The sequence below is a fragment of the Streptococcus sp. CF4-3 genome, assembly GCF_024295385.1.
GTDB lineage: Bacteria > Bacillota > Bacilli > Lactobacillales > Streptococcaceae > Streptococcus > Streptococcus infantis_I.
In genome coordinates this window covers 155,040-180,924 of the sequence record NZ_JANCPN010000003.1, presented here as the reverse complement: position 1 = coordinate 180,924, position 25,885 = coordinate 155,040, and the positions used below count along the sequence as shown (strand labels likewise).

At 37.9% G+C, this 25,885-nt stretch carries 28 protein-coding genes and 1 pseudogene; 24 read left to right on the top strand and 5 right to left on the bottom strand.

All coding sequences use genetic code 11. From position 1 onward, the window contains the following. Nucleotides 1-11 precede the first annotated feature (11 nt). The 9 genes and pseudogenes from NML75_RS03930 (at nt 12) to NML75_RS03890 (ending at nt 6,390) form a co-directional block, all read left to right on the top strand. Nucleotides 12-413: a hypothetical protein gene (locus NML75_RS03930; RefSeq protein WP_254804100.1), complete on the top strand. Its 402-nt coding sequence runs from the start codon at nt 12-14 to the stop codon at nt 411-413. Continuing rightward, a complete protein-coding gene (locus tag NML75_RS03925; RefSeq protein WP_254804099.1) occupies nt 386-736 on the top strand; it encodes a hypothetical protein in 351 nt (116 codons plus the stop codon). The genes NML75_RS03930 and NML75_RS03925 overlap by 28 nt, the downstream gene beginning before the upstream one ends. A gap of 24 nt (nt 737-760) precedes the next feature. After that, nucleotides 761-1,246: a hypothetical protein gene (locus NML75_RS03920; protein WP_254804098.1), complete on the top strand. Its 486-nt coding sequence runs from the start codon at nt 761-763 to the stop codon at nt 1,244-1,246. Between the two features lie 98 nt (nt 1,247-1,344). Continuing rightward, nucleotides 1,345-2,235: an NAD glycohydrolase inhibitor gene (gene ifs / locus NML75_RS03915; protein ID WP_254804097.1), complete on the top strand. Its 891-nt coding sequence runs from the start codon at nt 1,345-1,347 to the stop codon at nt 2,233-2,235. A 210-nt stretch (nt 2,236-2,445) separates the two neighbouring features. After that, nucleotides 2,446-3,108: pseudogene (locus NML75_RS03910) on the top strand (DUF443 family protein). A 60-nt stretch (nt 3,109-3,168) separates the two neighbouring features. Beyond that, nucleotides 3,169-4,140, top strand: a complete 972-nt coding sequence (locus tag NML75_RS03905) for a hypothetical protein (protein WP_254804096.1) — start codon at nt 3,169-3,171, stop codon at nt 4,138-4,140. Nucleotides 4,141-4,293: 153 nt separating this feature from the next. Further along, the gene (locus tag NML75_RS03900) at nt 4,294-4,920 is read left to right on the top strand and encodes a lantibiotic ABC transporter permease (RefSeq protein WP_254804095.1); all 627 of its coding nucleotides are present in this window, start codon (nt 4,294-4,296) and stop codon (nt 4,918-4,920) included. A gap of 62 nt (nt 4,921-4,982) precedes the next feature. Further along, nucleotides 4,983-5,870 (top strand): hypothetical protein, encoded by an 888-nt coding sequence (locus NML75_RS03895; protein ID WP_254804094.1) that lies wholly within the window; start codon nt 4,983-4,985, stop codon nt 5,868-5,870. Nucleotides 5,871-5,916: 46 nt separating this feature from the next. Further along, a complete protein-coding gene (locus NML75_RS03890; RefSeq protein ID WP_254804093.1) occupies nt 5,917-6,390 on the top strand; it encodes a hypothetical protein in 474 nt (157 codons plus the stop codon). Between the two features lie 74 nt (nt 6,391-6,464). Here NML75_RS03890 and yidA read toward each other — a convergent pair whose 3' ends face one another. Together yidA and NML75_RS03880 are read right to left on the bottom strand one after the other, a co-directional pair. After that, a complete protein-coding gene (gene yidA, locus NML75_RS03885; RefSeq protein ID WP_006148642.1) occupies nt 6,465-7,271 on the bottom strand; it encodes a sugar-phosphatase in 807 nt (268 codons plus the stop codon). A gap of 12 nt (nt 7,272-7,283) precedes the next feature. After that, nucleotides 7,284-8,588: an HD domain-containing protein gene (locus NML75_RS03880; RefSeq protein ID WP_006148641.1), complete on the bottom strand. Its 1,305-nt coding sequence runs from the start codon at nt 8,586-8,588 to the stop codon at nt 7,284-7,286. Nucleotides 8,589-8,660: 72 nt separating this feature from the next. On the opposite strand from NML75_RS03880, the gene NML75_RS03875 reads away from it, so the two are divergent. Continuing rightward, nucleotides 8,661-9,038, top strand: coding sequence for a DUF1934 domain-containing protein (locus NML75_RS03875; protein WP_004253378.1), 378 nt, complete (start codon nt 8,661-8,663; stop codon nt 9,036-9,038). Between the two features lie 179 nt (nt 9,039-9,217). Here the strand turns inward: NML75_RS03875 and NML75_RS03870 are convergent, their stop codons facing one another. After that, entirely contained in the window at nt 9,218-10,300 is a 1,083-nt protein-coding gene (locus NML75_RS03870) for a DEAD/DEAH box helicase (protein ID WP_004253381.1), read from the bottom strand. Next, complete coding sequence (locus NML75_RS03865) at nt 10,297-11,274, bottom strand: Gfo/Idh/MocA family protein (protein ID WP_254804092.1); 978 nt, start codon at nt 11,272-11,274, stop codon at nt 10,297-10,299. The genes NML75_RS03870 and NML75_RS03865 overlap by 4 nt, the downstream gene beginning before the upstream one ends. A gap of 146 nt (nt 11,275-11,420) precedes the next feature. Here NML75_RS03865 and NML75_RS03860 point away from each other — a divergent pair, with 146 nt between their 5' ends. The 10 genes from NML75_RS03860 to sdbB all read left to right on the top strand — a co-directional run bounded on the left by NML75_RS03860 (nt 11,421) and on the right by sdbB (nt 18,964). Further along, a complete protein-coding gene (locus tag NML75_RS03860; protein WP_254804091.1) occupies nt 11,421-12,116 on the top strand; it encodes a YoaK family protein in 696 nt (231 codons plus the stop codon). Between the two features lie 269 nt (nt 12,117-12,385). Beyond that, nucleotides 12,386-12,700: a 50S ribosomal protein L21 gene (gene rplU / locus NML75_RS03855; protein ID WP_003007734.1), complete on the top strand. Its 315-nt coding sequence runs from the start codon at nt 12,386-12,388 to the stop codon at nt 12,698-12,700. A gap of 15 nt (nt 12,701-12,715) precedes the next feature. Then, the gene (locus tag NML75_RS03850) at nt 12,716-13,060 is read left to right on the top strand and encodes a ribosomal-processing cysteine protease Prp (RefSeq protein ID WP_070677270.1); all 345 of its coding nucleotides are present in this window, start codon (nt 12,716-12,718) and stop codon (nt 13,058-13,060) included. Nucleotides 13,061-13,076: 16 nt separating this feature from the next. Next, entirely contained in the window at nt 13,077-13,370 is a 294-nt protein-coding gene (gene rpmA / locus NML75_RS03845; protein ID WP_000916509.1) for a 50S ribosomal protein L27, read from the top strand. A gap of 213 nt (nt 13,371-13,583) precedes the next feature. Then, nucleotides 13,584-14,843: a UDP-N-acetylglucosamine 1-carboxyvinyltransferase gene (locus NML75_RS03840; RefSeq protein WP_074324155.1), complete on the top strand. Its 1,260-nt coding sequence runs from the start codon at nt 13,584-13,586 to the stop codon at nt 14,841-14,843. 17 nt (nt 14,844-14,860) lie between these two features. Next, nucleotides 14,861-15,412, top strand: coding sequence for a GNAT family N-acetyltransferase (locus NML75_RS03835; RefSeq protein WP_006145664.1), 552 nt, complete (start codon nt 14,861-14,863; stop codon nt 15,410-15,412). Continuing rightward, entirely contained in the window at nt 15,405-16,682 is a 1,278-nt protein-coding gene (spxR, locus tag NML75_RS03830) for a CBS-HotDog domain-containing transcription factor SpxR (protein WP_036757618.1), read from the top strand. The genes NML75_RS03835 and spxR overlap by 8 nt, the downstream gene beginning before the upstream one ends. A gap of 15 nt (nt 16,683-16,697) precedes the next feature. Beyond that, nucleotides 16,698-17,558 carry a methionyl aminopeptidase gene (locus NML75_RS03825; protein ID WP_045763436.1) on the top strand — a complete coding sequence of 287 codons (861 nt, stop codon included), beginning with the start codon at nt 16,698-16,700 and terminating at the stop codon, nt 17,556-17,558. A gap of 122 nt (nt 17,559-17,680) precedes the next feature. Beyond that, a complete protein-coding gene (gene ccdA2, locus NML75_RS03820) occupies nt 17,681-18,388 on the top strand; it encodes a thiol-disulfide oxidoreductase-associated membrane protein CcdA2 (RefSeq protein ID WP_070677276.1) in 708 nt (235 codons plus the stop codon). A 12-nt stretch (nt 18,389-18,400) separates the two neighbouring features. After that, nucleotides 18,401-18,964: a thiol-disulfide oxidoreductase-associated lipoprotein SdbB gene (gene sdbB / locus NML75_RS03815; protein WP_070677279.1), complete on the top strand. Its 564-nt coding sequence runs from the start codon at nt 18,401-18,403 to the stop codon at nt 18,962-18,964. Nucleotides 18,965-19,026: 62 nt separating this feature from the next. Here sdbB and NML75_RS03810 read toward each other — a convergent pair whose 3' ends face one another. After that, nucleotides 19,027-20,013 (bottom strand): L-lactate dehydrogenase, encoded by a 987-nt coding sequence (locus NML75_RS03810; RefSeq protein ID WP_004253416.1) that lies wholly within the window; start codon nt 20,011-20,013, stop codon nt 19,027-19,029. 194 nt (nt 20,014-20,207) lie between these two features. Here NML75_RS03810 and gyrA point away from each other — a divergent pair, with 194 nt between their 5' ends. The 4 genes from gyrA to dapA all read left to right on the top strand — a co-directional run bounded on the left by gyrA (nt 20,208) and on the right by dapA (nt 25,864). After that, on the top strand, nt 20,208-22,676 hold the full coding sequence (gene gyrA / locus NML75_RS03805) for a DNA gyrase subunit A (protein ID WP_254804090.1): 2,469 nt from the start codon (nt 20,208-20,210) through the stop codon (nt 22,674-22,676). Continuing rightward, complete coding sequence (locus tag NML75_RS03800) at nt 22,676-23,425, top strand: class A sortase (protein WP_254804089.1); 750 nt, start codon at nt 22,676-22,678, stop codon at nt 23,423-23,425. Before gyrA ends, NML75_RS03800 begins: the two co-directional genes overlap by 1 nt. A 287-nt stretch (nt 23,426-23,712) precedes the next feature. Further along, nucleotides 23,713-24,789: an aspartate-semialdehyde dehydrogenase gene (locus NML75_RS03795; RefSeq protein WP_254804088.1), complete on the top strand. Its 1,077-nt coding sequence runs from the start codon at nt 23,713-23,715 to the stop codon at nt 24,787-24,789. A gap of 139 nt (nt 24,790-24,928) precedes the next feature. Next, entirely contained in the window at nt 24,929-25,864 is a 936-nt protein-coding gene (dapA, locus tag NML75_RS03790) for a 4-hydroxy-tetrahydrodipicolinate synthase (protein ID WP_254804087.1), read from the top strand. Nucleotides 25,865-25,885 lie beyond the last annotated feature (21 nt).

Genomic DNA, 25,885 nt, shown 5'->3' with positions numbered 1-25,885 from the left:
AAGGAGTTTTTATGGAAGAGAATCAAATATTTCAACTAGCAGTGAAAACTAGTGAAAAAATAAAAAATGTATTTGGTGAGCGTATCACTGAGCCAAAAATTGTGGATGTTGTTGAGTATTTACCTTATCAGCGATTTGGAATTCGGTTTGTTGCGTATGATTATTATTTAATATTCTTCAACTATGATAGAGGATTTTGTAGCTTTTCTATTTTTGTAGGTGAGCGATACGGAGCCTCTTTGAATGGTGGTAAAAGTATGGTCGGCTTTGGTGAAATAAAAGATTGGGATAGCTACTTAAAAGAAATTATGGCGGAAATCGAGCTTCATATTCCCGACAAGTTTTTAAAAGCCAAAGGATGGTATAAAAGAAGAGGTATATTACAATGTTTGAAAGTGAAATGGATTTTTTAGCGGATGAATTCTGCGATATATTGGATAGAGTTTTTGCCAAGCGAATTGGAACATTTTGTATATACGATATAGTTGACGAACCCAATCATCAAACTTTTAAAATAGATTTTAAGGCTTACGATTACTTCGCAATTGAATTTGATTATGAAAATGACATGTGTGAATTCTTCATTGTTTTAACGAAAGAAGTGAAGGTGTCAATCACTAAAGTGCCGGTTGTATTCAGCCAGATATCAGATTGGGATAAATACTTAAAAGGAGTTATGGATGAGATTGAACTTCGCATTCCAGACAAGTTTTTAAAAGCCAAAGGATGGTTGTAGACTGGAACTCGTAGGGGATAAAATATGTACGCGGTATATAAAGGTATTAGATATTCAGCTGAACAATTTGCTGGTGAAAGAAAAATTACATTACATAGCAAATCTCAAGATGAACGCTTTGAAGCATATGTTTCTAAAATAAGTGGTCGAGTGTTTAAAGATCATTTTGTCAAAAAAGTCAAGATGGAAGAGCTAGACTATCTATACAGTATTCATTATGAGATTCAATATAAGGGACATTCTTTTTATGTTAGTAGTGGGATGATTCGAAGAAATGTTGAGAAAGATTGGTTTGAAATAATACCAAGCGCCAACCAAAATGAAATAAAGGATGAGTTGGGATTCAAGCAGATAAACAAATTAGAATGGGCAAAAGAGATTAGCCGAAAAGACATTGAAATCTTAAAAATAGTCGAAACACCTTTAGGAATCTTTAAAGATCAGGAAGTTAAGGTAAAAAGTTTAGAAGGCCAAGATATTGATGATTTTTTAAATTCTATTGAACAATAATGTTTTGATGATGTATCACCATTGACATAGCATGTGAGGAACTTATTTATACACTATTAGTTGAAGGGATTCTTAGAATAAATCAATGGAGTAAATAAATGAAAAAATTTGAAATACCAGAGCCTAAAGAATATGAATCTTTTGTTAATTTTTATCGTGATATGATGAGAGAAGGAAAAGAGGAGGAAGCTTTTTTAGGTACAAATCCAAAATATCGTATATGGCAACGGGATTCTTATGAACTTGATAGTACAGACATTTTAGTATTGATGGAATATTGCTTATATCCTCTGTATGTGGAAGGTGATAGGGATATAGCGCGCAGAACTTTTGAAATCTTGAAAGATTTTAGCTTATCTATTGATTTAATGAGATTAAAGAAAGTAATGAAATATATTTCTGTTCAAAGTAAATGGATAAAAAAATATACAAGTCTTCCCTTTGTTATTGAAACAGATGAGTTAGTAAGAAATATTATAGAAAGTATTTCAAAATTATCAGATGAGCAGAAACGTACTTATACCTATGAAAGACTATGTAATGTATTAGACCGTAGTCCATTATACAGACAGTGTGACGAAGAAAAGGTAGAGAAGATTCTTAAGGAATTCAAGGAAAAATACTACAATCCACCTAAGGTAGTAGAAACCATTAAAACAGTTGAGAAAATTGAACTAGATGTTACAAGCATCGATGCGATGGGTGTTTCAGATGACCATCTAGAGTTGTTGTTGATTGATGAAAACAAATGGATAGAGTCATTAGAAGAGGAGCATCTCTTGAAACTTCAAGAAAAACTCAACAACTACATCTACTTCCTCGAAAGCAAGCAGTATGTGGAGCGATATGGTGATAAGTTTGATAAGAAAGTCATCCATATCACCTTCCAATATTCTCCATCTGATAATGGACTAGCCTTTCTTGCAACAGTTCAGAAGGTATTGCAACCAACGGATATGAGCTTGAAGGTGGAATTGCCAGAGGGATAAAGGGAGCGAAACTAGTCACAAAAACACTGGATAACCAGTGTTTTTTCTTTGACCAAATTTTGAACCATTCATAAGATATCCATGCTGTGGTATAATGGACATAGAATGTTTAGGAGAAAGAAATGAAAAAAGGCTTATTTTGGCTTGTTAGTGAAACGCTAATGCTTTCGATACTTTTTGAGCTGAATAGGTTTAGTTTGGGTGGTAAATATGGAATTAAAATTTAAAGAAACAAATAAAACGTTTCATAAAATCGTAGAATTTAAAGGTGAAAAATATCTTTTGGATATGACAAGTATTAGTCCTAAAACTTATTTCTGGGGTTCTCTTCCTAGTGAAATCACAGCTAAATGCTTGAAGTTAGATAAAAGAGATACGAGTTTTGAGAGCTTAGCTCCAACTATGAGCAAATCTCTTGGTATTGGAATAGGTGTAGCAATAGGATGAGCTGGTTATGGGATTGTTACGAATGCTTTTAAGAGTTATGACATTAGCCATAATATTTCTTTTAAATTAGGATTATTTTTCCTCTCTATTGTCCTAGCTTATCTTACTTTCAGGTTCATTGCTTTTGTGGTTCGTCGTAGTCTTCACCAAAAGCTCTCAAGTAAAGGAACGAAGTATCAAATAGTTTTCAAATTAGCAAGCTCACAACGTCAGCTAAAACTGTATAAACTTCTGCCTATTCTTTTTGTTGCAGTTATAGGATGTTTAGGATTTTATATATTTACTGATAATGGAACAGAGGCCTCTATCCTTATCATTAACAGTATTTTATTTTTGGGTTTCTTTACGGTGATCTTAGGTATGTTACCACTCCGAGAAAGTTACGAGAAGCAAGAGATTATTTTTGAAAAAATAGAAAAATTATAAAATGAAAAGAAACATAAATGCTGTTTTATAACTGATTTTTAATGAGCATTAGGAGATAGTATGTTAAAATCGAATAAGTGGATATTCCTTGCGATTTCCGTTCCCTTTATGATTCTTGCTTTGTCTTATTTGTTTGTTAGGGTACCGATTGGGAACACTGGTAAGTTCATTCATGATCATGAGGATTCTATCAAGAGAGAAATTATTGCAGACATAGATAGTCAAGGGCAATATATAAAGTCAGTGACGCTTTTACCAGGTTCTGCGAGGGGAAGCTTTGATAATGGTGGAGATGTAGGTGGAAATTATCATATTTCCTTTACAGCCTATGCTAATAATAATCGCAAGCAGTCAATGAAAGTAGAATTAGTCTTTCCTGATGCTGGTATAGGTCCTTTTACATTTATAAAACCAAATCCTTATAAATCTCCTGAAACTATGAGGAGATGGTACTTATCAGTAGTAGAGGTATCAAGTGATCCCTCATGGGATTGGAAGAGAGAGTATGATAAATTGAATGAAACGATGAATAATCTTTTGAATGCCTCTGTTAACAAAGGCAAGGATGTATCCTCGAAAGTTCAAAAAGAGATCATGATTGGTTTACTTAACAGATGGCTACAAGAACATGAGGAAAATTTCAAACTAGCTATCCAAACCAACCTGTATAGAAACGACCCAGAATTGGAACAGAAATTAGGAAAGATTCAAAGTATCAGTGTAAGTGTAAGTAAACATCAAATATACACTCCTTCGATAGGTAGAGACATTCGTTTTGATGTTCGATTTGAGAAATATCCTGAAGAAATAGCTACTATAAACGTTCGTTTGCATTCCCAAGGGAAACAAACGGTTTTTGAGGATCCGTCAGTAGCTGCAACTATTAGTTTTGAAAGAGAACGTTTTTCTATAAAAACTGAGTATGACTCCAAACTATTTCCTATTTTTAATCAAAGTCGATTTGGTAATAGCAATGGAGAAATATCTTATGATCTCCCAAAAGATTATGAAAATCAATTCTTAATTCCTTAACTATCAAGCAAGCTATTAGGCTTGCTTTTTCTTTATCTTCTACCTTATAAGTTGGTAATCATGTGTGATTAAAGTACATGGAAATAGATAATGAGGAACCGCTCTCTTTTGTGTTATAATAGACATAGATTTTATGGTTTTTGAGGGAGAGAAATGAAAGAAAAATATTATGAATTTTTGAATATAGCAGTTGTGGATACTAGTCCTATAAAGAACTCTGACTTTTTAAAGTCAGTTGCGATGGAGGTAATTTTTGCTTTACTGATATTTATAGTGTCTATTGTTATAGAAGGTGAGATACATGATGTGAGTATGATTATCCTTTACATCACTATCTATCATATATTGGTTTCATTGTTCATGTTTTTGCTATTCCAAAATTTTTCCAAATCAAAATTATTGCAATTGATTCCAGCTAGTTCTATTTTAATTTCTCATGTTGAGTTTCTTTTCTGGAGTTCTTTATTTTTGGGGAAGAACTACTGGTCTGTCTTCATGGTGTTGAGTGTCCTAAGCATTATGTTTCAACTACTAACCTTTGTTTACCAGTTGTTAATTGTCCCTAAAGCTAAGAAATTACCACATGGTGAGTATAGGAAGAATCTTTTATTTCTTCCTTCTGTTGTTTACCTATTTATTTCAGCAATTGTAATAGTTATAGCACGTTTATTTACGTTGCCAGCGGTATATGTTCTTACTTCCCTTGTTGTAGCGAGCATAGTCTGTCTTCCCTTCTATTGGCTTGAATATGCACGAGTATTTACCGGTTGGAAAAAGTAATCGTCGGGTTGAATGGTAATGTTATTGATAATACAATATAAATGCTACTTGGGGATAGAAATATGAAAAAAGGTTTATTAATTGGCTGTTTATCCATAGTTATACTATTTGTAATGTTCATAATCCTTAGTCCTATTCTTGCAATGATGGATATGTGGGGTCTATTTGCCCATGCAAGTCGGAATGAACTTGAGCAAGCTGTACATCGTTCTTATGAGAACTACGGTCTTACAGGTCAGTTTGAGTTAGAAAAATACGAAAAAAACTATACAAGTGTAGGAGGATTTGTAATCCATGGTACTTACACTGAAAATATAGATGGTAAAACCTATCAGGCTAATTCCCGTTTTGAATACTATACTCGTCCTTCGGAAAACAAAAAGTATAAAAAGACGGATGCAGAAGTAGATTATGAACAAAACAAAAAAATTTATCAGGCTTTTCCAGAATTAGCCTATCTAGGAATTGAGATTAGTCCAGGTACCAGCGAATTTTTAAAAAAATTGGATACTTCAATAACAGATCCTAAAATGACTGCTTTGAAGTACGAAGGGATTGATTTTCAATTTAATAGTAAATCTGGCAACATGTATCTTTATGATGAAATATTAGAGGAAAATCAAAGAAAAGGACAAGCATTACAAGGGATGTATCCTATGGATGCTCAATATCTTTTCCAAAAAGATATTTTTATACCAGAGTTTCAATTTCGATACTACACCCCAGAAGACAAGAAGGATCAGTTATATGATGCCTATCTTAAAGACCTTGAATCGCAAATGAAAGAATTTTATAACAATCAATCCTTACCAAGCGGTCTTTATGCTGTAAAGATTGATAGATATGAAGGGGATAAACTTGTCAATAATAGCGGTAGATATTATGTGAAGATTGAGAATCATCAAGTTGTGGAGTTTATCAAAGATTTACAACAGGAGTCACTGGACTAATGCTTTTCAGATGTATAGAATTTTGGAGAAAGAGGTAATATGTCAGATGTCCCAAGAAGAATACCCTCGACTAAAAAAAGAATATAAAATTCGCTTAGTCTTAGTAATAGTTCTATTCGTATTATTTTCTATCCTAAGTATCTTGCTTATCATAAATCTCAATAGATTTATCCCGCTAGGCGCGACAGCCATGGCTACAGTTGTGCCATTTAACCATTTTTTACTCGTTCCACTTTGGGAAGAGAAAAAAGCGATTGAAGCAGAGCATCTTGAATGGAAGGACCTTAGTACAAGCGGAGCCAGGGTCCCTTCGACAGAAGCGAGTAAACGAAACATAGCAACTATTGGGAGCGTTGTTGCCTTGTTCTTATCGTTTGCTTTACTCTATAGGCCTGCTAAGGTATACCAGAAGGTGCCTACTGCCGATGAACTAAAGAACCTTCCCAAGATTGAGAACAAGGGCATTCCTAAACTGGATAATAAGAAAATTCCAAAAATAAAAAGGGAATCAGAAGAGTAATCTGTAATGAAAATACCCCAGGAGTTAGACTTTTTCTCTAACTTCTGGGGTGCTTTTATTATATTCTATTCAGTTTACAAGACCCAAGTTCGAATGGCATGGGCAACGCCGGATTCATCATTTGTTTTGGTGATGTATTTGGCGATTTTTTTGAGTTCTGGGTTTCCGTTTTCCATAACAACGGGATTTCCAACGACTGCTAGCATGGCACGGTCATTTTCTTCATCACCGATCGCCATAGTTTCATCTTTGCTTAGTCCAAGTTTCTCAGCTAGGTGAGTGATAGCAGATCCCTTGTCTACATCCTTTTTAAGGAGTTCTAGGTAAAATTGAGCAGATTTGTTGATAGAGTATCGCTCGTAAAATTCTGCTGGAATCTTTTCAATAGCAGCATCGAGAATCTCTGGTTCGTCGATAAACATACATTTGACGATTTCTTTATCAGCCATCTCTTCAGGTGTACGGTAAAAAATTGGCATGCTGACGAGAGTTGACTCGTGTACGGTGTATTTTCCGATATTGCGATTGGCAGTGTAGATGCCGTCTTTGGTAATAGCATGCATATGGACTCCCAGTTTACGGCTGAGAAATTCCATATCAAGATAGTCCTCGTAAGTCAAGGATTCGCTGATAATCTCATGGCCATTAGCGGTTTCTTGGACAAGGGCACCGTTGAAGGTCACAACATAGTCTCCTTCGTCTCTCAACTGCAAGTCGTCAAGAAGTTTGGCAACACCAGCGATGGGGCGTCCTGTTGCAATGACAACCTTGACCCCAGCTGCTTTGGCATCTTGGATAGCTGCAAAAACTTCTGGAGTAATTTCTTTTTTGCTATTAACCAGGGTACCATCAATATCGACGGCGATTAGTTTTATACTCATAAATTTCCTCTGTTATTTCTTGTCTGGAGTAAAATGATCATTCTCAATCAAATGTGAAAATTGTTGAATGATATTCGTGAAAATACTGTTTTGCTTAAGCATTTCTTTAGGGAAGTAGAAACGGTTGTCACCATGACGGCTTCCTGCAAGAGATTGGACGATAGGAGATAGGCTAGAAAGTTCTGCCAGCTCGCCATTCTTTTGGACAATCTCGATTTGAGTTCTTGGATTTGCAGACTCTGGTCGATAAATATCGTAAGGAAGGTCAAAATTCTTATGGATAGCAGTGTAGTAGTTGGGGTCAAACCCAATTTCTTCTACGAAATTCCGCATGATCTCAAGTTTGTCTTGGTCGTCCTCAGAAAAAGTAATAGATTTAAAGACCTTACGGTTGATAAAACGTTGCGAAAGATCAGCTAGAATTTTATCTGTACTAGTCATCCAGAGTTGGAAATAGGTATTCATAACCCCGTCGTCAAGTGCAAGATAGTCAGATAAGGTTACCTTCTTCTCAAAAAATGGCAGTAGATGTGGGGATGTAAGGGCAAAGAAGTCCTTATTTTCAGGATAGAGCTCCTTAGCACGTTTGAGAAGATTTTGCAGAAGGACTTCCATGGCGCGTGTGGCTGGGTGGAAATAAACCTGCATATACATCTGGTAACGACTGAGTACATAGTCCTCGATGGCATGCATCCCATTACGCTGAAAGGCAATGCCATTTTCAACAGGACGAATGACACGAAGAATACGAGTGAGGTCAAACTGGCCATAAAAAGCACCGGTGAAGTAGGAGTCGCGTAGGAGATAGTCCATACGGTCTGCATCAATCTGACTAGAAATGAGCTGAACCACTTGTTTGTTTGGATAAGTGTGGTCGATAACGCTGGCTACTTTTTTTGGAAAGTCCGGTGCAACCTGCAAAAGAACCTGATGAATCTCTGTATCAGGGCTTTGGATAATTTCCTGGGTAATTGCCTCATGGTCGGTGTCAAAGAGATTTTCAAAAGTATGAGAGTAGGCACCGTGTCCGAGATCATGTAGTAAAGCTGCAGTCATGGTTAGTAGTGACTCGTTAGAATCCCATTCCTCAGGATATTTCTCCTCAAAAATCTCAGTGATTTGACGGGCAATTTCGTAGACACCCAAACAGTGAGAAAAACGACTATGCTCTCCACCATGGAAAGTATAGCTAGATGTCCCAAGCTGTTTGATGCGACGGAGCCGTTGAAATTCTTTGGTATTGATCAGGTCATAAATGACTTGATTATTAACGTGGATATAGTTGTGAACTGGGTCACGAAATACTTTTTCATTCATAAGACCATTATAGCAAATTCCTTGCCTTTTTGGTAAAATAGTAGGGATAAGTGAGAAGAAAGAGGAATAGTTGTGAAGATTAGAATGAGAAATACCATCAAGTTCGATGACCAATTGGAAGTAATCGACCAACTTTATGATGTTGAATTACGGGAAAAGGGCGATTTTTCCTATCTCCTTTTTTACAATGAAGACCAAGAAAAAGTAGTTTTGAAATTTAATGGGGAGGAACTTGTCATGACACGTTTCTCAAATCCCAAGACCATCATGCGTTTTCTCAAGGATTCTGATAGTTTAGCCTATATTCCAACACCTATGGGACTGCAGGAGTTTATCATCCAAACAAGCCACTACGAAGTTGGTGAAGAGAAGATTGAACTAGCCTATCAACTACAAAACAAAGAAGGAGTTCCATTTGCCAACTACCGTTTAGAAATTACTTGGGGATAAGAAAAAGAGGCTGGGAAAAAAGTTCTAGCCTCTCAATTGTATTTGGAGTGTCGAGCAAGACGCAGTGGTTGAGTGGGCTCTAATACGCTGATTTCATCAGCTTTTACAGCCCTACTCAACTGTGCGGAGGTGGGACGACGAAATCGAATTCTAACGAATTACCGATTTCTGTCCCACTCTCATTTGATATAGAGTTCTTGATTTTTTAGGACGATTTCACGTACACTTGCAAATTTCTTAAGTTTTTTAAGTTCTTCTGGATGGGTTACAAGGGTGATGACATAGCCATCTTTACCCATACGCCCTGTACGACCCGCACGGTGAGTGTAAGTTTCCGTGTCTCTAGGGACGTCAAAGTTAATCACGCATTCCAAGCTATCAATGTCGATACCACGAGCCAGAAGGTCTGTCGCAAGAAGTAGTGTCAGTTGATTATCTTTGAATTTTTCTAGAATAACTTTTCTAAATTTAACGTTGACATCGCTAGCTAGCGAAACTGCTAAAACATCACGGTATTGTAATTTTTCCTCGGCGCTTCCAAGATCAGACAAGCTATTAAAGAAGACAAGACCACGGAAATCTTCAACCTGTGCCAGTTTACGAAGCATATCTACTCTGTGACGTTGGTCTACTTGCATGTAGAAGTGTTGGATGTTGTCTAACTTTTGGTCTGAGAGGTCAATGATGCGCGTGTTAGGTGCAATCTTATCTTGGTCAAATTTGGTAGTGGCACTCATGTAAATAAGTTGATGGTCACGAGGTGCGTAGTTGGTAATTTTCTCGACAAAATGAATTTGAGAATCATCAAGGAGTTGGTCGAATTCATCAAGAATGATTGTTTCCACGTTCATCATCTTGATTTTTTTCAATTTGACCAGTTCAAAGATACGACCAGGTGTTCCAATCAGAATTTCTGGTCCTTTTTTAAGTCGTTCAATTTGGCGTTTCTGGCTCGAACCGGATAGAAATAGCTGAGCTGTTAATCCGATAGCCTCACCCCAGGTTTTAGTGACTTCAAAAATTTGTCCAGCAAGCTCAGTATTAGGTGCTAAAATCAATAATTGTTGGGCTTTTTTCTTTTGCAGTTTGAGAAGACTAGGTAGGAGATAGGCTAAAGTTTTCCCTGTACCAGTTGGACTGACTCCAAGTAGGTTTTCACCTTCTGTTATTGGTTCAAAAAGTTGAGTTTGAATGGGAGTAAATTCTTGGAATCCCAGTTGATCAATCAATTCTTGCCATTCGGTAGGTAGTTTGGTTTTCATTTTTCTGCCTCAAATCTAATGCCAGCATTCTGGCGCATGGTATAAAGTAGCTCATGGACGTGTGTCGCATCATCAATCCAAGATTGGTAGAGATTCAGGTCTGCTTGCTTAATCATATGTGCGAAAGCAGCAACTTCCTCAGTCATGGTGTGAGGAGCCTGCTGGATAGGAAGTTGAACTTCATTTCCTTGATGGTCTGTAAAAGTAGCTGATTGGACATGCTCGATTGTATTAAGTGTCAAGGTTCCATCAGTAGTATAAATCTCACAAGGAAGATTAGAAGTGATATTCTTTCCTGCTTTGATGTGTACTTGATAGTCAGGATAGTAGAGCATGCCGTCACCGTTCAAATCGATACTATTATCTAGTTTCTGAGCTTGATAGGTTGCATGAGTCGGTTTTCCAAATAAGCGAACAGCAGCGTAGATAGGATAAATACCAAGATCCATGAGTGCACCACCTGCAAAACGGTCTGAGAAAACATTAGGAGTATCGCCAGCAAGTAGGTTAGGCATCTTAGAAGAATATTTAGCGTAGTTAAAGTCTGCACCCAGAATTTGTTTGTTTGCAAGAAAGTCTTTGATTGTGGTAAAAGCATCTTCGTGGTAGTTTCTTGCTGCTTCAAAGATAAAACATTTATTATCTTTAGCCGTTTGAACTAATTCCTGCCATTCTTGTGGTTGAGTGACAGCTGGTTTTTCAAGGATGACATGTTTTCCAGTAGATAAAGCCATCTTTGCCTGACTATAATGCAATGAGTTCGGACTAGCGATATAAACCACTTCGAATGAATCATTAAAGAAATCATTTAGCTGATCAAATAGCTTAACGCCTTGATACTGTTCAACAAACTTTTCTGCGGTTTCTATTTTTCTAGAATAGACTGCACTCAGTTGAAATTTCCCGCTAGTATGGGCAGCATCTAGAAAATGATGGCTGATTGAACTAGTTCCTATGATACCAAGTTTTAGCATAGTTACTCCTTTTCCACAAGTAATGATTGATTTCATTATATCATAGAAAGAGCCAACTCGTTACCTTGAGATAATTCTTTTGCTTTGATACTTCGAAATTTCTAGAAAAAATGGTACAATAGTTACAGTAAATTTAGGAGTTTAGTATGAGATTATTACCTATGAGAAAGATTTCTCGTCATTCAAAAAGATTGGCGCTTTTTTTGACTTTTTGTGCAGGCTATGTAGATGCCTATACGTTTATTGTAAGAGGCAATACCTTAGTCGCTGGGCAAACAGGGAATGTGGTATTTCTATCAGTCGGAATCGTTCAGAGAAATTTGGCTGATGCTGAAATAAAGATATTGACACTTTTATCTTTCATGTTAGGCGTTTTTTTGCTTACGATTTACAAGGAAAAACTTCGCATTGTTAAAAAACCCATTCTATCACTTGTTCCATTAGCTATTTTATCATTGATAATCGGCTTTGTTCCATTGAGTGTTGATAACATGTTTATTATTCCTCCTCTGGCTTTTTGTATGGGTCTGGTTACAACAGCTTTTGGAGAGGTTTCTGGAATTGCCTATAACAATGCCTTTATGACGGGAAATATCAAACGCACCATGTTGGCTTTTGGCGAATACGTCCGGACCAAGCACACAGCCTTTTTGATGGAAGGATTGATTTTTGTGAGCCTACTTGTTAGTTTCATTCTAGGAGTAGTATTTTCAGCTTACTTAACGATTATCTTCAACGAAAAAACGATTTTAGGTGTCCCTATCATGATGAGTATTTTTTATCTAAGTATGGTTTTATCTTCTTTACAAAAAAAGTCTGATAAAAGGCTGAATTTTGAGTGAAAATACTTGTCAAAAATTTGGAATCATGCTATACTTGTAGAGTTGACTATGCACGATCCTGTGCAACCGCACGAACATCGTTGCTCGTCGTATAACAAATTTAAACTTCGTCATTATCGCCTTGCCTAACATAAGTTATGTCTTCAGCTTAATTCCTAGTTTATTCTTTGTTATACTAAGAGCTCTTCTTTTAAGTGGTTCGTCCCACGATGCTAGGCGAGTCTTCACAAAAATTCGGGGAAACCCCAAAAAATCATAGGAGGTGCATAATGAGCACATACGCAATTATCAAAACTGGCGGAAAACAAGTTAAAGTTGAAGTTGGTCAAGCAGTTTACGTTGAAAAATTGAACGTTGAAGCTGGTCAAGAAGTTACTTTTAACGAAGTTGTTCTTGTTGGTGGTGAAAACACTGTTGTCGGAACTCCACTTGTTTCTGGAGCTACTGTAGTTGGAACTGTTGAAAAACAAGGAAAACAAAAGAAAGTTGTTACTTACAAGTACAAACCTAAAAAAGGTAGCCACCGTAAACAAGGTCACCGTCAACCATACACTAAAGTTGTCATCAACGCAATCAACGCTTAATTTTAAGGAGAACACATGATACAAGCAGTCTTTGAGAGAGCCGAAGATGGCGAGCTGAGGAGTGCGGAGATTACTGGACACGCCGAGAGTGGCGAATACGGCCTAGATGTCGTGTGTGCATCGGTTTCTACGCTTGCCATAAACTTTATCAATTCCATTGAGAAATTTGCAGGCTATGAACCAATCTTAGAATTAAACGAAGATGAAGGTGGCTATCTGATGGTTGAAATTCCAAAAGATCTTCCTTCTCACCAGAGAGAAATGTCACAATTATTCTTTGAATCATTTTTCTTAGGTATGGCAAACTTATCGGAGAACTCTTCTGAGTTCGTCCAAACCAGAGTTATCACAGAAAACTAACACGGAGGAAAACATTATGTTAAAAATGACTCTTAACAACTTGCAACTTTTCGCCCACAAAAAAGGTGGAGGTTCTACATCAAACGGACGCGATTCACAAGCTAAACGTCTTGGAGCTAAAGCAGCTGACGGACAAACTGTAACTGGTGGATCAATCCTTTACCGTCAACGTGGTACACACATCTATCCAGGTGTAAACGTTGGACGTGGTGGAGACGATACTTTGTTCGCTAAAGTTGAAGGCGTAGTACGTTTCGAACGTAAAGGTCGCGATAAGAAACAGGTTTCTGTTTACCCAATCGCAAAATAAACATTAAATAAGGCTTTCCAAGATTTTTGGAAAGCTTTTTTTCTTGAACAATATTTGTATCAGTTATTTTTTAAGTTTACTTCAGAAACTGTTTTAAATCAATAAAATCTTAAGGAGCTTATTTGATTTATTATGATAGATAATAAGAAGGAAATATGGTATAATATAGGGTGAGACCTTATGAATAAATAGTGAAAGAGTATAAAAAAAATAATGAAAAAAATAGTCATTAACGGTAGACGTCCATTAAAGGGTGAGATAACCATTAGCGGAGCAAAAAATAGTGTAGTTGCTCTGATTCCTGCTATTATTTTATCAGATGATGTAGTTATTTTGGATTGTGTTCCAGATATCTCCGATGTCGCTAGTTTGGTTGATATTATGGAAATTATGGGTGCGAGTGTTAAGCGCTATGATGACGTTCTAGAAATTGATCCTCGTGGTGTTCAAAATAAACCAATGCCATACGGTAAGATTAACAGTCTTCGCGCATCCTATTATTTCTACGGTAGTCTTCTTGGACGTTTTGGTGAAGCAACAGTAGGTTTGCCTGGTGGATGTGACTTGGGTCCTCGTCCTATTGACTTGCACTTGAAAGCTTTTGAAGCTATGGGTGCTAAGACAACCTATGAGGGAGATAATATGAATCTCTCAACTAATGGTTCTAAGTTACAGGGTGCTAGTATTTATATGGATACTGTAAGTGTAGGAGCAACTATTAATACGATGCTTGCAGCAGTAAAAGCTCAAGGACGTACAGTCATTGAAAATGCTGCTCGAGAGCCTGAAATTATTGATGTAGCTACTTTGTTAAATAATATGGGAGCTCATATTCGTGGTGCAGGTACGGATATGATTACTATCGATGGTGTTGAATCTCTACACGGCACACGTCATCAAGTTATTCCAGATCGTATCGAAGCTGGTACTTATATTTCTTTAGCTGCTGCTGTGGGACAAGGAATTCTTATTAACAATGTACTTTATGAACATTTAGAAGGTTTTATTGCGAAACTTGAAGAAATGGGTGTTCATATGACTGTTTCTGAAGATAGTATCTTTGTTGAAGAGCAGAAAAATCTAAAAGCTGTTAATATCAAGACTGCTCCATATCCAGGATTTGCTACAGACCTTCAACAACCGATTACACCACTTTTGTTGAAAGCAGAAGGACGAGGAACACTGATTGATACCATTTATGAAAAACGTGTGAACCATGTCTTTGAATTAGCTAAAATGAACGCAGATATTTCAACAACAAACGACCACATCCTTTATAAGGGTGGAAATCCTTTGCAGGGTGCAAAAGTTAAGGCGACAGACCTACGTGCTGGAGCTGCCTTGGTTATTGCTGGCTTGATGGCTGAAGGAAAAACAGAGATTACCAATGTTGAATTCATCCTACGAGGCTACTCAAATATTATTGAGAAATTACGTAAGCTTGGAGCAGATATTGAGCTAATCGAAGATTAGCCATTTTGAGGAACACAATGAATATCTGGACAAAATTAGCAATGTATTCTTTCTATGAGACGGAACGTTTGTATTTCCGTCCATTCTTTTTTACGGATGTAGATGACTTTCATGCTCTAGCATCAGACCCTGAAAATCTCCAATTTATTTTTCCTACGCAAGCCAGCATTGAGGAAAGTCAATATGCTCTTGCTAACTACTTTATGAAATCACCTTTGGGAATTTGGGCGATTTGTGATAAGAAAGCACAGAAGATGATTGGAGCCATCAAGTTTGAAAAGCTGGATGAAATCCGTAAAGAAGCAGAAATTGGCTATTTTTTAAGGAAAGATTATTGGTCTCAAGGATATATGACGGAAGCAGTGACTAAATTACGCGATTTGTCTATGGATCAGTTTGAATTAAAGCAACTTTCTATTGTGACGCATTTAGAAAATAGTGCTAGTCAAAAGGTTGCACAAAAATCAGGCTTCGTTCTATATCGTCGTTTCAAGGGTAGTGATCGATATACTCGTAAGATGCGGGATTATCTAGAATTTCGCTATACAAAAGGAGAGCTAAATGAGTAAACACCAAGAAATTTTAGCTTATTTAGAAGAATTACCAGTCGGAAAACGGGTCAGTGTTCGAAGTATTTCAAATAGGCTGGGAGTGAGTGATGGTACAGCTTATCGTGCTATCAAAGAAGCTGAAAATAGAGGATTGGTTGAAACACGTCCTCGAAGTGGAACTGTCCGTGTCAAGTCCAAAAAAGTTGCCATTGAGAGATTAACCTTTGCAGAAATTGCAGAAGTCACTGGTTCAGAAGTTTTAGCTGGCCAAGCAGGTTTGGAGAGAGAATTCAGTAAATTCTCCATTGGAGCCATGACAGAAAAAAATATTCTTTCTTATCTTCATGATGGTGGTCTACTTATTGTCGGTGATAGAACACGGATCCAATTATTGGCACTTGAAAATGAAAATGCTGTCTTGGTAACGGGTGGATTTGAAGTTCATAAAGATGTTTTGGATGCTGCTAATAAGAAAAATATCCCAGTGTTACGCAGTAAACATGACACATTTACCATTGCAACCATGATTAACCGAGCTTTGTCAAATGTACAAATAAAGACAGATATTTTAACGGTTGAAAAAATCTATCGCACTTGTCATGAATATGGTTTTTTACAAGAAACGGATACTGTAAAAGATTATTTAGATTTAGTTCGTAAGAATAGAAGTAGTCGATTCCCTGTTATCAATCAGCACAAGGTTGTTGTTGGTGTCGTGACCATGCGTGATGCTGGAGATAAGTCACCAGGGACTACCATTGATAAGGTCATGACAAGAACGGTCTATATGACAGGCCTAGCAACGAATATTGCTAACGTGAGCCAGAGAATGATTGCAGAAGATTTTGAAATGGTACCTGTTGTACGGAGCAATCAAACCTTGCTTGGTGTCATTACTAGACGTGATGTTATGGAAAAAATGAGTCGTTCTCAGGTCTCAACTTTACCAACCTTTTCAGAACAGATTGGACAGAAGTTATCTTATCATCATGATGAAGTTGTTATTACAGTCGAACCCTTTATGTTAGAAAAAAATGGTGTTCTGGCTAATGGTGTTCTTTCAGAAATCTTGACTCATATGACGCAAGACTTGGTCGTTAATAGCGGTCGTAACCTCATCATTGAACAAATGTTGATTTACTTCTTACAGGCTGTTCAGATTGATGATGTTCTACGGATTCAAGCTAGAATTATTCATCATACGAGACGATCGGCTATTATTGATTATGACATTTATCTCAATCATCAAATTGTATCAAAAGCAAATGTAACTGTAAAAATTAATTAGAATCTAGGAGAAAACATGATTACATTAAAATCAGCTAGAGAAATCGAAGCTATGGATAAGGCTGGTGATTTTCTTGCAAGTATCCACATTGGCTTGCGTGATATCATTAAGCCAGGTGTTGATATGTGGGAAGTAGAAGAGTATGTTCGCCGTCGTTGTAAAGAAGAGAATTTCCTTCCACTACAGATTGGTGTTGATGGGGCAATGATGGACTATCCATATGCAACCTGCTGTTCGCTCAATGACGAAGTAGCACATGCCTTCCCTCGTCATTATATCCTCAAAGAGGGTGACCTCCTCAAGGTTGATATGGTTCTTGGTGGGCCAATCGCGAAGTCTGACCTCAATGTTTCTAAACTCAATTTTAACAACGTTGAGCAGATGAAAAAATATACTCAAAACTTTACGGGTGGTTTGGCTGATTCTTGTTGGGCATACGCAGTTGGTAAACCATCAGAAGAAGTTAAAAACTTGATGGACGTGACCAAGGAAGCTATGTATAAGGGGATCGAACAAGCTGTTGTTGGCAATCGCATCGGCGATATTGGTGCAGCGATTCAAGAATATGCTGAAAGTCGTGGATACGGCGTTGTTCGTGATCTTGTAGGACACGGTGTTGGACCAACCATGCATGAAGAACCAATGGTTCCAAACTATGGTATCGCAGGTCGTGGCCTTCGCCTTCGTGAAGGTATGGTTTTGACAATCGAACCTATGATTAATACAGGTGATTGGGAAATTGATACAGACATGAAAACAGGCTGGGCTCACAAAACTATAGATGGTGGTCTATCATGTCAGTATGAGCATCAGTTTGTTATTACCAAGGATGGACCTGTTATCTTGACAAGTCAAGGTGAAGAAGGAACTTATTAATCAAAAGGGAGCTGAGCTCCTTTTTTTCGTTTTAGTTGAAATCAAATTTGCGTAGCAGATATCTTACAAACGTTTTCTTTTATAGTAAAATATAAGATGACTATATGAAAGAAGGTTCTTAATTGGAAAGTATTATATTTTTTATTTCTGTCTTTATAGCTGGGGTCTTGTCATTCTTTTCTCCCTGTATTTTTCCCTTGTTACCAGTCTACGCAGGTGTTCTGCTAGATGATCAAGAGGAGTCAAGGACATTTCGTTTTTTGGGTAAAGATGTTGCCTGGTCAGGATTGATTCGGACACTCTGTTTTATCGCAGGTATCTCTCTAATTTTCTTTATTCTAGGGTTTGGAGCAGGATTTCTTGGGAATTTACTTTATGCCGACTGGTTCCGTTATGTCATGGGAATCATGATTGTTATACTGGGTTTGCATCAGATGGAAATTCTTCACTTACAAAAATTAGAGGTACAAAAAACAGTAACATTTAAGCAAAAACAGTCTAGCAAATATTTGTCGGCCTTTTTACTGGGTATCAGCTTCAGCTTTGGCTGGACTCCATGTATAGGCCCAGTTTTAAGTTCTGTTTTAGCACTGGCTGCCTCAGGAGGAAATGGAGCTTTTCAAGGGGCTTTATTAACCCTAATTTATACACTTGGAATGGCGCTTCCATTTTTAGTATTGGCCTTGGCATCAGGTCTGATCATGCCTTATTTTAGTAGAATTAAATCTCACCTACTCTTATTGAAAAGAATTGGTGGTTTACTAATTATTCTCATGGGAATTTTATTAATGTTGGGACAGTTAAATGTCTTATCTGGAATATTAGGATAAAAGGAGTAATCTATGAAAAAAACAATCTATTTTGGACTTAGTTTCTTATCTATCTTTCTTTTGATTGCTTGTGGCAAGGAAGAGAAGGAACCAAGTCAGGAAAATCAAACGACTCAAGCACAGCAGCAAGCAACGGTTAAGCAAATAGCTGTAGGAGCAGAAGCACCGGATTTCACGCTCCAATCTATGGATGGAAAAGAAGTGAAATTATCAGATTATAAAGGAAAGAAAGTTTATCTTAAATTTTGGGCTTCTTGGTGCGGACCTTGTAAAAAAAGTATGCCTGAATTAATGGAACTTGCTGCAAAAGAAGATCGTGATTTTGAAATATTATCTGTTATTGCACCCGGCCTTCAAGGCGAAAAAACGATCGACCAATTTCCAAAATGGTTTGAGGAGCAGGGCTATAAGGATATACCTGTCTTATATGACACTAAGGGAACTACCTTCCAAGCCTATCAGATTCGAAGTATCCCAACTGAATACCTAATTGATTCAAATGGTAAAATTGCTAAGATTCAGTTAGGTGCAATTAGCAATGCAGAAGCTGAAGCAGCTTTTGCACAAATGGATTAACGTTATAAAAAATGTCTAGACTGTTTTGTCTAGACATTTCTTTTTTTTAAAATTAAATTGAATTAGTTTTTAGAAGCAGCTTGGAATTCTGGGTTTTTCCATGCTTCGTCAATAATTTCTTGCAATTCACGAGCAGAAAGTTGCATTTTTTGAGTTTCAGCATCGTTCAATGGGATGTTAACTGGGCGAACGATACCATGCGCACCAACGATAGCTGGTTGACCGATAAAGACGTTTTCAACTCCGTATTGTCCTTCTTGGAAGACTGAAAGTGGAAGAACCGCATTTTCATCATCAAGGATAGCTTTTGTGATACGAGCAAGAGCAACTGCGATACCGTAGTATGTAGCACCTTTTTTGTTGATGATTGAGTAAGCAGCGTCACGAACTGAGATGAAGAGTTCAACAAGATCCGCTTCATTCAAGTCACGGTTAGCTTGTAACCATTGTTCCAATTTAACACCGGCAACGTTAGCGTGTGACCAAACTGCAAATTCAGAGTCACCGTGCTCACCCATGATGTAGGCGTGAACTGAACGAGCATCAACACCGATAGTTTCAGCAAGTGCTTGACGGAAACGAGCTGAGTCAAGTGAAGTACCTGAACCGATAACACGTTCTTTAGGGAATCCTGAGAATTTCCAAGTTGAGTAAGTTAAAATGTCAACTGGGTTAGCAGCAACAAGGAAGATACCGTCAAAACCAGACGCAACAACTTGTTCAACGATTGATTTGTTGATAGCAAGGTTTTTACCAACAAGGTCAAGACGAGTTTCACCTGGTTTTTGTGGAGCACCGGCAGTGATAACTACAAGGTCTGCATCCGCACAGTCTTCGTACTTAGCTGCATAGATTTTTTTAGGTGAAGTAAAAGCTAGCGCGTGGCTAAGGTCTTCGGCATCACCAACTGCTTTTTCAAATAATTGAGGAATTTCAATGATACCAAGTTCTTGTGCAATTCCTTGTGTTACGAGGGCAAAAGCGTAAGATGAACCTACGGCACCGTCACCGACGAGGATAACTTTTTTGTGTTGTTTAGTTGCTGTCATTTGTCTAAACATCTCCTTTATTTTATTAAGGGGGAACCCCATTTGATTTCATTCTATCACTTTTGCTAGGCTTTGTCACGGATATACCTTCGGGATAAATATGTAAACGTTTTACACGTGTTGTTAGACTGTAAAATAGTCCAAACTATGGTATAATATATGTAATTACTAATAGTGAAACGAGGCATTTGTTAATGCAAGATAAAAATTTAGTGAATGTCAATCTGACCAAGGAGATGAAGACTAGCTTTATCGACTACGCCATGAGTGTAATCGTATCGCGTGCTCTTCCTGATGTTCGTGATGGGTTGAAACCTGTTCATCGTCGTATTTTGTACGGAATGAACGAATTAGGAGTTACGCCTGATAAACCTCATAAAAAATCTGCCCGTATTACAGGGGACGTAATGGGTAAATACCACCCACACGGTGATTCATCTATTTACGAGGCTATGGTCCGTATGGCACAATGGTGGAGTTATCGCTACATGCTTGTAGATGGACATGGAAACTTTGGTTCCATGGATGGTGATGGTGCTGCCGCGCAACGTTATACCGAAGCTCGTATGAGCAAGATTGCCCTTGAAATGCTTCGTGATATCAATAAAAATACCGTTGATTTTGTTGATAACTATGATGCCAATGAGCGCGAACCGGTAGTTTTACCAGCTCGTTTCCCAAATCTATTGGTAAATGGTGCTACAGGTATCGCCGTTGGTATGGCGACCAATATTCCACCTCATAATTTAGGTGAAACCATTGATGCTGTTAAACTCGTCATGGATAATCCTGAAGTTACAACTAAAGATTTGATGGAAGTTTTGCCTGGTCCAGATTTTCCAACCGGTGCCCTAGTTATGGGGAAATCAGGTATTCATAAAGCATACGAGACAGGTAAGGGATCTATTGTTCTTCGTTCTCGAACAGAAATCGAGGAAACAAAAACTGGTCGTGAACGTATCGTTGTTACTGAATTCCCATATATGGTCAACAAAACCAAAGTACATGAACATATTGTGCGTCTGGTTCAAGAGAAACGTATTGAAGGAATTACAGCTGTTCGTGATGAATCTAACCGTGAAGGTGTTCGCTTTGTTATTGAAGTTAGACGCGACGCATCAGCTAATGTTATTTTGAACAACTTATTCAAGATGACTCAGATGCAGACTAGCTTTGGTTTTAACATGCTTGCTATCCAAAATGGTGTTCCAAAGATTTTATCGCTTCGCCAAATCTTGGATGCATACATTGAGCACCAAAAAGAAGTTGTGACTCGTCGCACTCAATTTGATAAAGAAAAAGCTGAGGCACGCGCGCATATCTTAGAAGGATTGTTGATTGCACTAGATCATATTGATGAAGTCATTCGTATCATCCGTGCCAGTGAGACTGATGAAGAAGCTCAATCAGAATTGATGAGCAAATTCAAGCTTTCTGAACGTCAAAGTCAAGCAATTCTTGACATGCGTCTTCGTCGTTTGACAGGTTTGGAACGTGATAAGATACAATCTGAATATGATGACCTTATTGCTTTGATTGCTGATTTAGCAGATATTCTTGCTAAGCCAGAACGTGTTGTACAAATTATCAAAGAAGAATTGGATGAAGTCAAACGGAAGTTTGGAGATAAACGCCGTACTGAGTTGATGGTCGGAGAAGTCTTGACACTTGAAGATGAAGACTTGATTGAAGAGTCTGATGTTCTCATCACTTTATCAAATAAAGGTTATATCAAACGTTTGGACCAAGATGAGTTCACAGCTCAAAAACGTGGTGGACGTGGCATACAGGGAACTGGAGTTAAGGACGATGACTTTGTGCGTGAATTGGTTTCTACTAGCACCCATGATCACTTGCTCTTCTTTACCAACAAAGGTCGTGTCTATCGTTTGAAAGGTTATGAAATCCCAGAATATGGTCGTACAGCAAAGGGATTGCCTGTAGTTAACCTCTTGAAACTGGATGAGGGAGAAAGCATCCAAACTATCATTAATGTCGAATCAGAACGTAGTGATGATGCATACATCTTCTTTACGACTCGAGCAGGTATTGTCAAGAGAACTAGCGTTAAAGAATTTGCCAACATTCGTCAAAACGGTCTAAAAGCCTTGAATTTGAAAGATGAGGACGAATTGATTAATGTTCTTCTTACTCAAGAAGATACTGACATCATTATCGGTACTAAATTAGGTTATGCAGTTCGTTTCAACCAGTCTACTGTTCGTAGCATGAGTCGTAGTGCTACTGGTGTTAAAGGGGTAAATCTTCGTGAAGGAGATGCTGTAGTTGGAGCTAGAGTAATTACTGACCAAGATGAGGTCCTCATTATCACCGAAAAAGGATATGGTAAGCGTACAGTTGCCACTGAATATCCAACTAAAGGTCGTGCTGGTAAAGGTATGAAAACCGCTAATATTACAGATAAGAATGGTCATCTTGCAGGTCTTCTAACAGTAAAAGGTAACGAAGATTTGATGGTTATCACAGATACCGGTGTCATGATTCGAACAAATGTTGCCAATATTTCACAAACTGGACGTTCAACTATGGGAGTAAAAGTTATGCGTCTAGATGAGAATGCTAAGATTGTAACCTTTACAACAGTTGCGGCAGCTGAGAAAGAAGAAGTTGGGGCAGAAAACGAAACAGAAAGTGAAGAATAATGTCTCAAAAAAGAATAAAAAGTAAAAAAAATAAGCGTAAGAATCTACTGATTAATATTTTGGCTGGATTTCTAATCCTTTTGTCTCTAGCTTTGATTTTTAATTCGAAGATACGTGATGTAATTATGATTTGGAATACCAATAAATATCAAGTAAGTCAGGTTTCAAAAGAGGAAATTGAGGAAAATAAAACTGCTACTGGAAATTTTGATTTTGACTCTGTAAAATCCTTATCTTCAGAGGCAGTACTTTCAGCTCAGTGGAATTCCCAACAACTTCCAGTGATTGGGGGTATTTCTATTCCAGAACTTGAAATGAATTTGCCTATTTTTAAGGGGCTGGATAATGTGAACCTGTTCTATGGTGCTGGAACGATGAAAGCTAATCAGGTTATGGGGCAGGGAAATTATTCATTGGCAAGTCACCGGATTTTTACTGGTAAAGATGCAGATCAGAAGCTATTTTCACCCTTAGCACGTGCTACTAATGGAATGTTCATTTATCTAACAGATAAAGAAAAAGTTTATAAATATGAAATAGTAGAAGTTAATAAGGTAACTCCAGATCGCATCGATGTTATTGAAGACAGAGAAGGGATTGACGAGCTGACTTTGGTAACCTGTGAAGATGCTAACGCTACAGAACGGATAATTGTTAAAGCAAATTTGAAGGAAGTTAAAGACTATTTAGAAGCTTCTCCAGAAATATTGCAATCATTTACTAAACCATATAAACAATTTTATGAATAGTAGAAGAGGTTGGGACAAAAGAGCCCGACCTCATTTTTTATTAGCAATCAAACTTTGACGCGGTAGCTGATTGAACTTTTTGTTCGTCTTTTAGACTCCAAAAAGCTCCTAATCATCCTCGCGGGGCTGGGACTACGAAATCGAGACTTTGTCTATCGATTTCTGTCCCACCGCCTTTTCTTGTCAATTTCAGAAAATAGATAAGGTAAAGACTTTTCAATTTTTGTAAAAAGTAGTATAATGTTTCTATTATAGAAATTTTTAGAAAATTCCAAAAGAGGTTTGTTATGGGATATACAGTTGCTGTTGTTGGTGCTACAGGTGCCGTTGGTGCTCAAATGATCAAAATGTTGGAAGAATCAACTCTTCCAATTGATAAGATTCGCTACCTTGCTTCTGCACGATCTGCAGGAAAGGTCTTGCAATTCAAGGGCCAAGATGTGACTATTGAAGAAACAACAGAAGAAGCTTTTGAAGGAGTTGATATCGCTCTCTTCTCAGCTGGTGGTTCAACTTCTGCAAAATACGCACCTTATGCTGTTAAAGCTGGGGCAGTAGTAGTAGATAACACTTCTTATTTCCGTCAAAATCCAGATGTGCCATTGGTTGTTCCTGAAGTAAACGCCCATGCTCTTGATGCTCACAACGGGATCATTTCATGTCCTAACTGTTCAACTATTCAAATGATGGTAGCTCTTGAACCAGTTCGTCAAAAATGGGGCTTAGACCGTATCATCGTTTCAACTTATCAAGCTGTTTCAGGTGCAGGTATGGGAGCCATTCTTGAGACACAACGTGAATTGCGTGAAGTATTGAATGATGGTGTAAATCCACGTGATTTGCATGCGGAAATCTTGCCATCAGGTGGCGATAAGAAACACTATCCAATTGCTTTTAATGCCCTTCCTCAAATTGATGTCTTCACTGATAATGACTATACTTATGAAGAAATGAAGATGACAAACGAAACTAAGAAAATCATGGAAGACGATAGCATTGCCGTTTCAGCAACTTGCGTGCGTATTCCTGTCTTGTCAGCTCACTCTGAGTCTGTTTACATTGAAACAAAAGAAGTGGCTCCAATCGATGAAGTCAAAGCTGCGATTGCTGCCTTTCCAGGTGCAGTTCTTGAAGACGATGTGGCTCACCAAATCTATCCTCAAGCTATCAATGCGGTTGGTTCACGTGATACATTTGTCGGACGTATCCGGAAAGACTTGGATGCTGAAAAAGGGATCCACATGTGGGTTGTTTCTGATAACCTTCTCAAGGGTGCTGCTTGGAACTCAGTTCAAATTGCAGAAACCCTTCATGAACGTGGTCTAGTACACCCAACAGCTGAGTTGAAGTTTGAATTGAAATAGGGAGCAAAACAGAAATCAGTAACTCGAAGAGTTTGATTTCTTCTTCGCTATCTAGCGAATCTACTTATTTTATGTACAGAACAGGAGGCAAAGGCAAGTAAGCCCCAGCCTCTTTCTTATATAGAGAAAGGTTTTTTCTATGTCTTATCAAGATTTAAAAGATTGTAAAATTATCACTGCTTTTATTACTCCTTTTCATGAAGATGGCTCCATAAATTTCGATGCTATTCCAAAGTTGATTGAACATTTATTGGCACATCATACAGACGGAATTCTCTTGGCGGGGACAACTGCTGAGAGTCCGACTCTTACTCACGATGAGGAGTTACAGTTGTTTGCAGCTGTTCAGAAGGTTGTTAATGGACGTGTTCCTTTAATCGCTGGTGTTGGTACTAATGATACACGCGACTCTATTGAGTTCGTCAAAGAAGTAGCGGAGTTTGGTGGTTTTGCGGCTGGTCTTGCGATTGTTCCTTACTACAATAAACCATCTCAAGAAGGTATGTACCAACACTTTAAAGCTATTGCAGATGCCTCTGATTTGCCAATTATTATCTATAATATTCCAGGTCGTGTAGTAGTAGAGTTGACACCAGAAACTATGCTTCGCTTAGCGGAACATCCAAATATCATTGGTGTTAAGGAATGTACTAGCCTTGCAAATATGGCCTATTTGATTGAGCACAAACCTGAAGAATTCTTGATCTACACTGGTGAAGATGGGGATGCCTTCCATGCTATGAACTTGGGTGCTGACGGGGTTATCTCTGTTGCTTCTCATACCAATGGTGATGAAATGCATGAAATGTTCACTGCGATTGAAGAAAGTGATATGAAGAAAGCGGCAGCTATTCAACGCAAGTTTATTCCCAAAGTTAATGCTCTCTTCTCATACCCAAGTCCTGCACCTGTTAAGGCAGTCCTTAACTATATGGGATTTGAAGCTGGTCCAACGCGCCTCCCATTGGTTCCTGCGCCTGAAGAGGATGCTAAACGCATTATCAAGGTTGTTATTGACGGAGACTACGAAGCAACTAAAGCGACTGTTACTGGAGTTCTTCGACCTGATTACTAACATAACAAAGATAAATAGAAA